We start from the raw sequence: 13457 nt of genomic DNA, 5'->3' as shown, positions 1-13457 counted from the left end.
ATTTAATCAATCAAATTAGAACGTGTAACGAACACCTACACGCATTTCCCATAAAGAGGCATCGCGTTGTACAGACTGTTCAGCACTACGTGCACTGAAGTTTGAGTAAACGTATTGACCTTGGTCATTAATATTTACTTCAACCATCTTATTACCCACGAAAGAACCTTTTCTTAACACACCCCAATCATCGTTTAACATATTCGTTAAGTTATCGATTACGAAGAATGCTTCACCTTTATGGCCATCCATAAAGCCAGGTACTTCTTGAGTAATTTTAAAGTTAAATTTAACGAACCAATCAGAGTTTTGTTGGTTACGACCTGTGATTTCACCACGTTTAAGGCCTTCAGATGCAATAAAGTCGTTAAACTCATTGATTTCATCCGCACTCATGTTGTAGACAACGTTTGGATCATTTTCAAGTGGTACATACAATAATTGACGCGCGCCATTTGAATTGTCGTCACCAAATTGAATATCGCCCGCACCGGTGTCACGATTACTCTTGTAAGTAAAGCTATATGGTAAACCTTTGTATGCTTCACCAAATAGGTTAAAGCGAGTGTTATAACCATCGAAGAACTCGTGTTTATAACCTAGGTTTAATGTAAAGCGATGTGGGATTTCGTAATCAGATGATGCTACGCCAGGGTTACCTGGGTTTGATGTTGCTAGGTTACCGTAGTTTGAGCTGGCTACAGAGCTAGTCATTGGGTTTACATCATCTGCATCAGTGTAAGCGTATGAGAACTGAACGCTAACGCCATTATCAAACGCTTTGCTCACTGCTGCTGAAATGATTGATGATGAACCGCTATCGCCGTTAACATTAGTCAATAAAAGCTCGCCATCACGACCTTCAATTGATTCATACAAAGGACGACCGTCAAAGCTAACTTCACCTGTAGGGCGAAGTGCGATATCTTGTAATGTCGCTGCATCGCGTTTATCAGTGTAAAGGTAATCTAAAGCAATAACATAATCGTTTTCAGTAGTGTAGGTTGCACCTACTGAATATTTCCATTCTGATGGAATTTCAAAGTTAGGATCAACAGCGTTAACAGTACCATCACCTGAACCGATTGGCGTATTAGCTACCTTATCAAACTGAGATTTTGGAATATCAAAACCTGGGCCCGCACCTGTAACTGTAACGTTTTCAGGAGCAAATAAGTCTACGCTACCAAACTGGTTAGCACTAATATTTGTAATACCGTCATTTGAGTATGAGTTAGACAACCATACATTAGGGTTACCGCCTGAGAACAAGCCAACACCTGCACGTACTTCTAATGCATCTGTTGCATACCACTCAAAACCAACACGTGGTTGAATTAAATCAATACCATCAAACGTTGACTGATTGCTAAAACCGTAACGATCAGTAAAGTTTTGGTTGAAAGTAGGTTTATCATCGCTTGAATAACTATCGTAACGAAGACCAAATGTTAATGATGCATCGATATCTGAAAAGCTGTATTCATCTTGTACATAGAATGTATTTTGTGAATAAGCGAAGCTAGCAGCCGCATCTGTAGGATCATTTGTGCCTGCTGCATTATTGTAAAATACTGCACTAGCAATACCTTGCTCATAAGCATCGATAGATGCAAAGCGCCATTCACCTTCAGTATGTTGTACGAATTGGTTAAATACTTCTAACTTTTCATACTCAAAACCAGCGGTAATCGTGTGCTGATCAAGGTAGTAGGTACCCGAGAATTTAGCTGTTGTGGTATCGTAGTTTAAATCATTTGATTGACGAGAGTCATCAGGACCAACGTACACAGTAGCGTCGTCAGTGCTGATTTGGAACTCACCAAAACCGCTTGCTGCGTCTAAAGATTGAACGCGAGCGTCAAGCTCTGATTTACCTAAACGAACTTCAGTTGAAAAATTGTCATTCCAATCAGAGTAAAGTGATGCAACGATTGAAGTGAACTCTGCGCCTTGCTCATAAAAGTGGCTGTCAAATGCGAGCTCATCACCATCTGCATCTGATTGCGATAAGGTAAAGCCATCATTGTAGTTATAAATTAGGTTAGCACGGTGGTCATCGTTGATGTTCCAGTCTAACTTCACTAAGATTTTTTCGTCTTCTACTGGTGAGCTTGCTGGTGTTGCACCGGCTTCGTAACCATAAACATCACGTGTAATTTGTTTAATACGCTCGATGTCTGCTGACGATACTAAAGATGAATAGTTAAACTGTTTAACACCTTCAAGTTTTTCGTAAGAAGTGAAAAGGAAAAGCGTGTCATTAATTAGCGGTAAACCAACGTTAAAGCCATAACGTTTTTCACTGTAATCGCCATTATCAACGTCATTACCTTCAATCTTATCACCTTTCATCGAATCGTTAGTGTAATCGTAGAATACACCACCGTGAATGTCGTTGCCGCCAGATTTGGTAACTGCATTAATGTTACATGATGTGAAACCACCATATTGAACATCAAAAGGGGCTAATTCTACCGCTACTTGCTCGATTGAATCAAAAGAGAACGGAGCGCGAATAGTAGGGTAACCGTTTGAGCTTAAACCAAAGTTATCGTTCATGCGAACGCCATCAAGGGTTAAGCTGTTAAAACGTGGATTACCACCACCACAGTTGATTGAACCACGGCTATCATCGATAGCAACGCGAGGGTCAATACGAATAATATCTTTTAAATCACGGTTAATAGCTGGTTGATTTTCAAGATCGCTTAATGTGAATGTTGAAGCAGGACCCGTACCACCAGACATAGTGCTAATAGGGCGACCAGTTACTACAATTTGTTCAACATCTGAGATATTTTCAAGTGAAGTATTAACAGGGTAGTCGCTACCAATGTTCAAGATAATATTATTGAACTCTTGGTCAGCGTAGATGTCTGAGTCTACAATTACTTTGTAAGGGCCGCCAACACGAAGACCTTTAGCAGTAAAGTAACCAGCGTCATTTACTTCAGTTGTTTTAACAGAGCCTGAAGGAACGTGTAAAATAGTAATTTTAGTTCCTGCAGCAGGGTTACCGTTAGGACCCTTTATTTGACCTTTAATTGCAGAGGTTGTTTCGTTTGCAATTGCAGCACCACTCACACCAACACATGCTGCTATAGCAAGTGATAGAGCTGTTTTGCGAAGTTGAATTTTCATTTTATTTTCCCGTGTAGTTAAATAAACTTTTAATAGCTTTTTTATTTTAATTTTGGATTAAGCGACCGCAAAATACACTTAACCCAAAATACTTACATAGTGTACCTCATTTGTTTGTTACAAATAAAATACAACTGTAATTTTTTTATTATAAAACACTTTATTTATGAAATTTAGCATTTTATCTATGTTTCAATATTTTACCGTGCAAATAGTAAGTAGTTTTTATGACAAACAGATGAAAAGTGATTTTTTCCATAAAAAAAGCCATTACATGCATGTAATGGCTTTTTTAATTTTACGAGTTTTTGATGTACAGGCTATGTATTAAAACTTATAGCTAACACCAATTTTAGCTTGCCAAGCAGACGAGCTAGTTTGATATTGGCTATAGTTACGAACATCAGCGCCATTAAATCTGCTATCAATTATATAACGACCTTGATCGTCTAAGCCGCCAAAGTCGTAAACTGCTTGGTCAGAGAAACCTAAGCGCTTTTCTACGCCCCAATCACTGTTTAATAAGTTAGCAAAGTTATCAATCATAAAGTAAACCTCACCGCTATGACCTTTTGCAAAACCTGGGATCTCTTGTTTAACGCTAATATCCATAGTGGTAACCCATGGTTGCGTGCCTGAGTTACGGTCTAAGATTTGACCTCGCTCAGAAATACCCGCTCTATTAAGTAGTGTCTCAAGTTCACTCCATGATAGCCCTGATTCATCCCAGTTTACGTTTGCATCATCTGCACCAGTTGGAATATACGCTAAATAAGCTGAGCTTGAATAAAAGTCACGCGTATCACCTAAGTCACTATCTTGATACATACCCATAGTATAGCTAAATGGACGACCAGAGCGACGTTCAAAATACACATTAAATCTTGTGGCATAACCACTGAAGAACTCAGTGTTATACGCTAAATTAACTTTAAAGCTATGCTCTACTTCATACGCACCACGGGCAGCAAAGTCTTCATTTCGGCTCTTAGTGATATTGTACTGATAGTTGCTTTGTGCACGTGAAGAAGAACCTGAAGACGCTTCTGTTACATCTTGATGCGCATAGCTTGCTGAAATATAAAGGCCATTTTCCCACTCTTTAGCTAGTGCTGTTGTAATAATAACAGAACGACCATCATCAGTTGAGTTAGTCATTGCTATATCAAAGTTATCAGCTAAATCACCGCTGTAAATACTTTCATAGATAATACGTTCGCCGTCTGCCGCTACACCTACAGGTTTAATGGCGGTGTTATGCCACACAGCTTCGTTTTCTTTTTTGTGATAAGCAATTTCTGCTTGCCATTTAAAGCCTTCACCTAATAACTCAGAATCAAAGTCGTACTCAAAACCAAGTTGTGCACGGATGCTTGACGGTAGTTCAAAATTTGGGTCAACATAGTTTGTGCTACCTGCACCTTGAACTAAAGAGCCTTTTATGGCATCTGGTACTTGAGTGATATCAGCTTGATTATTAGCATAATAATCGTTAATAGCACTTTGAGGTGCATCTACAAAAGTAATGCCATCGTTTTGGAATGAGTTATTGTACCAAACGTTAGGGATACCACCTTGGAAACGACCTACACCACCGTTAACTGTTAATGCTTCTGTAGCGTAATACTTAAAGCCAATACGCGGTAGAATAATATCTAACCCATCGAGATTTTCTTGATTGCTAAAGCCATAGGTGTTTAAAAAGTTTTCGTTGAGTGTTGGTTTATCATCAGAAGATAAACGCTCATAACGAACACCTGCCGTTACTTCTAAATCATCACCAACATAAAAAGTATCTTCAATGTAAAGTGCTAATTGATTACGGGTTGCGTCGTAAGCGGTGTCATTAGGGTTATTTGTAAAGGCATTGCTGTAGCTAAAATCGTACTTTCCTTTGTAGTTACCTACTTCACGATTTTCGAAACCATTAAAGTTATCAAATTCCCATGAACCGAGAGAGTTAGCTGCAAAAAGGTTGTATAAGTTTAACGACTCATATTGCATACCAAAGTTAATTTCATGCTCGTCCATTAAATAAGTGGCATCAAGAGAAAGTGTTAAATTTTCTGTTGCTGAGCTATTTGCATGGCGAAACTCATCGGTACCAAAGTTATAAGAAGGCCCGCGGAAGTATTCTTCAACTTTAACGCTACCAATATCAGAATTTGTTAAACTTCTCGATGATACATCTTTGTATGCAATACCGATTTCAGTTGAAAAGTCTTCATTCCAATCTGAATATAGCTTGGTAGCAAAGTTATTAAACTTGGTTGCGTAGGTATAACGACTTGATGCAAACTGAACTGATGTACCACCAGTTCCAAAGTTTGTTTCATCTTTGTCATCTTGCCACTGATAGGTAAAATCTAAACGATGATCATCGGCAATGTTCCAGCTTAGCTTTACAAGTAATGTTTCGTTGGTGTCTTTAGGATCGCCACCAAGAGAATCGGTTAAACCGTATTCGTTATTTAGAATATTAAGGAAACGGTTATAGCTTTCTTCACTCACATCGTATTCGTTAGTTGCACCTGAACCTTCGAAACCATAGTCTAAATCTAGTTCGCTTGACCATTTATTGTAGTTAACAAAGTAAAATAAGGTATCGTCAATAATCGGGCCGCCAACATTAAAACCGTAGCGTTTTTCAGTTTGGTTAGGTTCTACTTGTTCAACAATATATGTACGGTGGCCATCGTCATCTAAAACTGGGCGGTTATCAGCAAACACTTGAGAGATGCTGTCTACATCGCCTGCAATATCAGGTGTTGATGTTTCGTAAAAACCAGAAAACTTAAGTTCGTTAGTACCTGACTTAGTTACCGCGTTAATAGTACCACCACCAAAGTTACCTTTAGAGGCAGAGAATGGAGAAACATCAACAGATATTTGCTCAATTGCATCAAGGGCTACTGGAGGCTGTGAAGTCGGGTAGCCGCCGTAACTTAAACCAAAGTCATCATTTTGGCCAATACCATCTACGGTTAAACCATTCGTACGTGGGTTGCTGCCGGCAAAAGTTAGCTCACCACTGCCATTAATACTCGCAAGCGGATTTAAACGTGCGATATCTTTAATGTCACGGTTAAAGCTAGGCATATTATTGATAGTATCTTCGCCAAACGTACTACTAGAGCCACCTGATTGTTGTACAATTTTATAACCAGAGACTTCAATCTTTTCAATGTTTAGCGGCGCTAATTGCGATGTTAATCTGTAAGTTTCGCCAAGGTTTAAAAAGATGTTTTCAACGGTAGTATCGTTAAACGTATCAGAGTCGATGATCACAGTGTAAGGTCCACCAACACGTAAACCATTCGCAATGAAAGTACCACTTTCATTGGTAGTTAGTTCACTAATTGTGCCGGTTGGTTGATGAACAACCTTAATTTTAACGTTTGCAGCGCTCGCACCTGAAGGTGTGGTTATTTTACCACGCATTGCAGATGAAGTGTCAGCAGCCATAGCGCTTGTTGAAACTCCTAGAGCAAGAATTACAGCCCCAGTTAATTTCGAAAGGCGAAGCTTAGTCATAATGTTGATTTCCCATGTAGATGATTTAAGTTAGAAACTAAATTTATTTTTGTGTTTGCTGTGTTAAGGTCATTTTTGATTGCGTGTTAGCAGGATCAAATAATGTATTTAACAATCCAGCCAAGCGAATTCCCGCTTGTTGCAAGCGTGTTTTCACAATAGGGGTGTTGTTGTAGATATAGTCGTAGCTAATCTGTTCTTCTGTTGATTCATATATTTTTAGGGCTAAGTTGTGCGACTCTTCAAGCCAGCTTGTTGGTGTACTTTGTAAATATTCACTAATTAGCTCGCTGTTGTTGGTATTTATAAACTGAGCGTATTCAGTAAAAGATAAGTTTTCGTTTTCTACTAACTTGGTGTCCCATAAGCTATGAAGGTTGGTCTGTTGATTAAAAAAAGAAACCTTAACGCGATTGCCGCCTCTATCTTCTGCTCTTCCTGCATGAAATGGTTGATGGCTGTCACCCACTAAATGCACCAAAAAACGCAAGCTAAACTGCTTTGCTGCAAGGCTTGATTTATCATCTTTCAACACGCGGATAGAGTAGTGAATGCCTTCTAATATGTTTGTTACTGATTCTTTGTGTTTAGTATGGTCGTGGTCAAAACTAAAGGTCGCGTTGTCATCAGCATTAATGTAATGCCAACGAGATGATTTTTTTTGCCAAAAGTCACCTGGTGCAGATCGCATTTCGTCAGGCCATGTTGAAATCTGAGCTAAAGATTCGCCGTTGAGATAGGGGATAAGTGCAGTCTTAGTAGTTTCGCTTATGTGTGACTCTGCAATTTTACCCACTACACGATGCCCGTTTTGGCCCCAAGCATTACAATCTGTGCTTGCAAATATTGCACTAATTAAAAGTGTTAAAGAAAGCGAATATTTTACATTTTTGTACATTGAAGCATCCTAGTTAGTGTGACATTTATTTTGTAAACGCTGATAAGGTCAATTGTCCTCATTTTTTTAGTTGATAGAAAGGACTCAATAAAATTCATATTTTCTTGTTTAAAATTGTTTTTATTCAATGGCTTGGGTTTCACAGGTAAAATTACCTGTTGTAATAAGTAATTAAAATTGTTCAAATGAGCTATTACTCTAATTTAAATGGGTGTTTTTTGAATATTAAGAAGTTAATGTTGCATAAAACAGCGATTGTTACATTTATGTTTCTGGGCGTGTTGCTAAGTTGGTTTTTAGGTCAAGTTATTGTGGGCGAGGAAGATATAACATTCCCAGTGATAATAGAGACATCAACGACATGTCAAACAACGGCAACGGCTAATAAGAGTCAACTTATAGTATTTACCCCCTCAAAATACGTTGCTCAATTACTTACTCAAAATCTCTGTGGCGACAAAGTAGTGGCAAAACAGTATGGCTCTGTCATTGGCTATTGGGGATATAGAACCGTTGATAGCTTAGAGTTTGTAGGTAAAGGTATTGCAGATTTAATTTTAGCGAAAAATAATATTATGGATGCGTTTAAGGCTGAATCTACTTACAACTATCAGCCTGTGGTTGGCTTTTCTGATTACACTGCATTTTTTATCTCTTCAAAAGAAAAACCTAAGATCAGCAAACAATATTTTTTAGATAAAAAAATCGGTCTGTTAGATTATCCAACGAGTCGCTCAGGACACATTTTACCCAAACAAGCCTTTAAAGAGCTAGGCCTAAACATTGCTCAGCTAAAAATAACCTATGCGAGTTCACACAATGAGTTGAGAGAATTATTGGCGAACGGGGAAGTAGACCTTATTGCCTCTTTTTGGAGAGAAAGTGACAGTCAGCGTTTTTCAAAAAATTATATTACGCCTATTAGTAGTAATGTGGCAGGCACCCGTTGGTACTTAAAAATGCAGCATAACAATACTGATTTACTCTGTGCTGTACAGTCTCACTTATTGAGTATGTCTAAAGAACAATCGTTTCAATATTATCAAGATGTTGAGCCATATTGGCAGTGCAACAGTTACCCCGTTACCTTTATAGGGGAATCGTAATGAATAGGTTAATATGGATAATATGCACAATTTTTTTATTCTTGGTTTTCTCGTCTGTTTTTTATATTTCGACAATGCAAAAACAACAGCAAGTAAATAAATTACAAATAATACAAATAGAAAAACGAATCGCTTTAGACTTACCTTTGTTAGATTTATCAAATGAGCTGCTTAAACACTCAGGTAATAAAGCAGCTTTACTTAATTATATTCAAACCTTAAACACCTTTATTGATAGTACCGGTATTGAGGTTGTAGCTATAACGCCACAGCATGAATTTGATGCTTCTTTAAAAACTTACACAGAGTTTATTCGAGAGTTAAATAGTAATAATGGTGTGGTGTTCATCGTTTTCTCTTTGAGACAGCCGTATTTTACGGGTGATGTGGTAGCTATTTATGGGATGCTTTTTATTCTTAGCATATTACTAACATACCTAATAAAATTAGCCTATATTAAAAAAAGTGATGAAAAACAGGTTGTTCACGCAGAATCAAATACTACAGAGTCAAAACCATTAACCCTGATTATTGATTTAAAAAGTAAAACATTATCGAGTAGCGTTTCTTTGGAGCACCAAGTAGCTTTGGCAAACAAACCGTTATGTTTTTATTTAGCGCTTGTGGAATATTGCACTAACAATCCAGAGATCAAGCTTAATCATAACAAGAATGTACCCGAGGAATTGATAGAGCTTGCCAATAAATATTTCTATCGTTTAGTTGAGCTTGGTCATACAGTAAGAAAACGTCCAAACTTTAATAACAGTCTAGAGAAAACATTGAGTGAAATTCGTGCGTCACTGGATGATGTGTTAAATGATTGCCCTGAACAAAAGGGATTATACTACCCACCGAAAGCATTTGGAGAGGGCTCACGCTCACGAATGCACAGTTATGGGTTAGCAAATGTGGGTCAAGGAAATATAGAAATAATAGGAAAGTAATCGTGCTTTGCTACTTAATCTTAACTCTGGTTAAGAGAGCTACCAACTTAAATAGAGTGTGAGAGGTTTGTGGGTTGAAGTGCGCTTAAATTGGCTTGGTGATAACATAAACCTGAATTATGAGTGTCATTATATATCAATGACACTCATCACTGTTCAATACAGATTACTATTTAGGTGCAAACTCATGTGCATCAACAGGGCTGTGCTCTGCAAAAAATCGTTTTAATGCCTGAGAGTCCGTTTCATCGGTGCTTACGAATCCTTTCATGTGAGTAATTTTAGGGTAACTATCGCCACCAGAAGCATTATATTCATTAATACTCATGCGGTATGTTTTGTTTATATCAAGCGGCTTGCCGGCGATGAACACGTTAGTTACTTGATCCTCTTTAAGTTCAAAGGCTAAGTTGTGGTATTGCATGTAGGCTCCAGAGTCTGGTGGGAAACGCGTCACGACATTTAAATAGGTTAAAATATCATTGCCTTTGAAATCGATATAGGCGACACGGTTTTTAAAAGGCTGTACTTTGAGTATGTCTTTATAACTCACGTCACCCGCATTGATGCTATCGCGAACACCACCACCACTGATAATGCCAAAATCGGCACCTACGGTATTCATTTGCGCTTGAATAATAACGCGAGCAAGGTTAGTTTGCTCAAAGCGTACTTTGTTACGATCACCCTCGAGTCTGTCATTCACAAAGCCAATTTTACCTTCAATTTGTTTTGCCCCTTTTTGTTGGTACGCCGCTAAAAAGGTTTGTAGCGCTGGATCTGGTTTAATGTAATTTGCAGCAAGTACGGATTTTACGCTACCGTCTTTTTGCTTTTTATCTACGTATAAATTAACGGGTAATAATTGATAACTTAGCAATGATAATTGACCGTTTTCTAATTTAAACTCCGCTTTACCCACATACTTACCCCATTCATGGGCTTGCATTATCCAGGTTCCATTTTGCTGATCAGGTTTACAGGCTAAACCTGGCTTAAAATTCTCATCTGTGACATTTTCTGCAGCCATACACACTGGCTCTTGGGAATGGCCACCAATAATCATATCAAGGGCATTTTTATCTAAAGAGCGGGCAAGTGTGACATCACCTGGGGCATTTATTCCATAATTGGCATCTACATAATGCCCCATGTGCGTTACCGCAATAGTAATATCGGGATTGTATTTTGCTTTTAATGTTTGGGTAAGTGAGGCGGTTATTTCAACCGGATCTTTAAAATCTAAGTGGCCAATGTATTGCGGGTTACCAATTTTAGCGGTGTCTGTCGTTGTTAACCCAATTACTGCAATTGTTAAGCCGCCTTTGTTGAATATTTTATAACGTTCAAAGATAGTTTCATTAGTTTGTTTATCAAAGATATTAGCCGATAAAAGAGGGAAATTAGCCCATTGCTGTTGCTGTCTTAATACACTTAATGGATTATCAAACTCGTGGTTACCTAGTGCCATTGCGTCATAGCCAATTTTCGACATGCCTTTGAAATCGGGCTCAGCAAATTGTAGATCTGATTCAGGAATACCGGTATTAATATCGCCACCTGATAATAATAAAACCTGATGCCCTTGTGCTTTTGCATCGGCTCTTAGCTGGTCGATTAGGGTTTTACGCGCAGCCATACCATATTCGCCTTTTTCATTATGCCAAAAACGACCATGATTATCATTGGTATGAAGAACAGTTAAATAGTGTGCTGCAGGTTTATTGACAGAGTCACTGGCACAGCCATATAAACCAAGAAATAAAATGAGAAAAACAAGAGTACGCATAAAATACCTATCGATTAACAAAACTCAGTATAGTAGGCGGCTAGTTTAAACTAGTTCGAGGTTAAAAAAACGCACTTATTCATATTTTTCAGCCAATGAGACTTCACGTTGCTGCTCTACAACCCGTTTTCTGCGTGCGAGCTCATCATGTGCGTATTGAGATTTTTGATGATTTACATCAATCATCCATTTCAAAAAGCTGACGGGAAGCTGGGTGTATGGTTCACCTTGGTGTAGCCCAAAGTCACAAATAGTCGTGTTGTTTGCCATTATATTTACTCCTATCACTGTGTAGGCTGATGATAACAAAAAAAGAGTGATTGATAAGGGGCTTTTTAAGTACCTTGCTAGGCTTAAAGTTAATAAAAAAAGAGTCACCGTGATGTACACCAAGGCACTCAGACAATTAACTCTCCATAACGTGTTTAAAATTAAAATGTAAACAGTTGTAACTGCAGTGTAATTACTTTGATATGAATTGTAGCGTTAAGTACTTATGTATCGATTTATAAAATGAATAACACTACTCTATGACGCCTAATGACAATAAAAAATAGGAATAATAATGAAGAAGCTTATCTTAGCGTCAATTTTAACTGCAGCGAGCTTTTCAAGCGCAGCAACCATAGTCGAAATGCAAACGAGCCAAGGAACGATAGAAATTAACTTGTTTGATCATCAAACACCTAAAACTGTAGAAAACTTCCTAAGTTATGTTAATGATGCTGCGTATAATCAAACAGTAATACACCGCTCTGTTGATAAGTTTGTCATTCAAGGAGGAGGCTTTACTTTTTCTGACAAAATGGATCCCATTACAACCAAGCCAGCGGTTATTAACGAACCTGTTTACTCAAATGTAAAAGGCACAATTGCCATGGCAAAGCAGGGCGGCAATGAAAACAGCGCCACTAGCCAATGGTTTTTTAATATGAGTGATAACAGCCAAAACTTAGATTTACAAAATGGTGGGTTTACCGTTTTCGGACAAATAACAGCACAAAGCCAAGAAACTTTAGATAAAATAGCGGCCTTAGTTCATTGTGCAGAGGTACCATTGGTTGGTATTACTAAAGAGCAATGTTCAGATGAAAATGTGGTTATTAGTAATCAAAACTTAGTGTCAATACAAACGGTGGTTGTGCTTGATGACGATCCTAATTCAGCACAAAATTTAACACCTAAAGAGAATACATTAATTGATAACGTAGAAGTGACACCACCACAAAGTTCAGACTCTAGTGGCAGTATGGCATGGTTATTAGGCGCACTATTGCTTGTAGCACCTAGGTTAAAACGCACTAAATAAGCCGTAAAAATAACGGCGACTTATCATAGCCGCCGTTTTTTTAGTTAGGGTCTGTTGATCTTTGCGGATTACAATTTGTTCAAACTAGGGGCGGTTTAATCGCGGCGCGAGGTTTGTAACCTAGTGGGCTAAGTAAAAACCGAGCAACAAAGAGTAAACCGCCCCTAGGCAGAACCCGAAGGGCACCGCCTGTTTGGCATTGATGCTGCATTATCGCCTATTTATGGGGAATAACCACACCACATAGGCTCTGCCTTGCCTAAATACCAAACAGACTGCTGCAAATTTAACCTTGAAAGGTCATCAGACCCTAGTTGTAAAGTACGCTCACCAGTAACATTACCCATATTACAAACACAGATAAGCAGCCTAGCAAAAATACTCTAAAACGGGCTCTTAAATGATTACTACCAAGGTGAATGAGGCTATGAATAATGCGTGTCGCTACAAATATACACGCCAATACTGCAATAGGGACACTCGCCATATTAAGCTGTAAAGCAAGTGAACAACCCGCATAAAAAAGCACAGGTATTTCAAATTGATTGCTAAAATTACGATCAGCGACTCTGACATGATCGCCCGCATTATCAAGTCGCATAGCAGCAAAGTCACTTAACTGTATGTGTTTGTTTTTAGCCGCCGCAAAACGTCGTTTTCCCATTATTACCATCACAACTAATGAAAGTGTTACCTGAACGAACATGGCTATTATTATTATCTTTTCCAT

The 13457-nt window shown here is 38.3% G+C and carries 9 protein-coding genes; 3 read left to right on the top strand and 6 right to left on the bottom strand.

Annotation, left to right across the window (positions count from 1 at the left end; genetic code table 11):
- Positions 1-15: 15 nt before the first annotated feature.
- The 3 genes from BM380_RS04695 to BM380_RS04685 form a co-directional block, all read right to left on the bottom strand.
- The gene (locus tag BM380_RS04695; RefSeq protein ID WP_028834127.1) at positions 16-3144 is read right to left on the bottom strand and encodes a TonB-dependent receptor; all 3129 of its coding nucleotides are present in this window, start codon (positions 3142-3144) and stop codon (positions 16-18) included.
- Between the two features lie 327 nt (positions 3145-3471).
- Positions 3472-6678 carry a TonB-dependent receptor gene (locus tag BM380_RS04690; protein WP_090493230.1) on the bottom strand — a complete coding sequence of 1069 codons (3207 nt, stop codon included), beginning with the start codon at positions 6676-6678 and terminating at the stop codon, positions 3472-3474.
- Between the two features lie 43 nt (positions 6679-6721).
- Positions 6722-7576, bottom strand: coding sequence for a S1/P1 nuclease (locus tag BM380_RS04685; RefSeq protein WP_090493228.1), 855 nt, complete (start codon positions 7574-7576; stop codon positions 6722-6724).
- Positions 7577-7812: 236 nt separating this feature from the next.
- Between BM380_RS04685 and BM380_RS04680 the strand changes: the two genes are divergently transcribed.
- Complete coding sequence (locus BM380_RS04680; protein ID WP_090493226.1) at positions 7813-8682, top strand: type 2 periplasmic-binding domain-containing protein; 870 nt, start codon at positions 7813-7815, stop codon at positions 8680-8682.
- The gene (locus BM380_RS04675; protein WP_058155920.1) at positions 8682-9629 is read left to right on the top strand and encodes a hypothetical protein; all 948 of its coding nucleotides are present in this window, start codon (positions 8682-8684) and stop codon (positions 9627-9629) included. The genes BM380_RS04680 and BM380_RS04675 overlap by 1 nt, the downstream gene beginning before the upstream one ends.
- A 169-nt stretch (positions 9630-9798) precedes the next feature.
- On the opposite strand, the gene ushA is transcribed toward BM380_RS04675, so the two are convergent.
- A complete protein-coding gene (ushA, locus tag BM380_RS04670) occupies positions 9799-11418 on the bottom strand; it encodes a bifunctional UDP-sugar hydrolase/5'-nucleotidase UshA (RefSeq protein ID WP_090493224.1) in 1620 nt (539 codons plus the stop codon).
- A 75-nt stretch (positions 11419-11493) separates the two neighbouring features.
- The gene (locus BM380_RS04665) at positions 11494-11688 is read right to left on the bottom strand and encodes a hypothetical protein (protein WP_013463154.1); all 195 of its coding nucleotides are present in this window, start codon (positions 11686-11688) and stop codon (positions 11494-11496) included.
- A 295-nt stretch (positions 11689-11983) separates the two neighbouring features.
- On the opposite strand from BM380_RS04665, the gene BM380_RS04660 reads away from it, so the two are divergent.
- A complete protein-coding gene (locus tag BM380_RS04660; RefSeq protein WP_090493222.1) occupies positions 11984-12727 on the top strand; it encodes a peptidylprolyl isomerase in 744 nt (247 codons plus the stop codon).
- Between the two features lie 310 nt (positions 12728-13037).
- Here the strand turns inward: BM380_RS04660 and BM380_RS04655 are convergent, their stop codons facing one another.
- Positions 13038-13457, bottom strand: a complete 420-nt coding sequence (locus BM380_RS04655) for an MAPEG family protein (RefSeq protein WP_090493220.1) — start codon at positions 13455-13457, stop codon at positions 13038-13040.

This window comes from Pseudoalteromonas sp. DSM 26666 (assembly GCF_900116475.1).
Taxonomy (GTDB): domain Bacteria; phylum Pseudomonadota; class Gammaproteobacteria; order Enterobacterales; family Alteromonadaceae; genus Pseudoalteromonas; species Pseudoalteromonas tetraodonis.
Note: the sequence above shows the minus strand (reverse complement) of the source record. Positions and strands in the feature narration are given on the sequence as shown.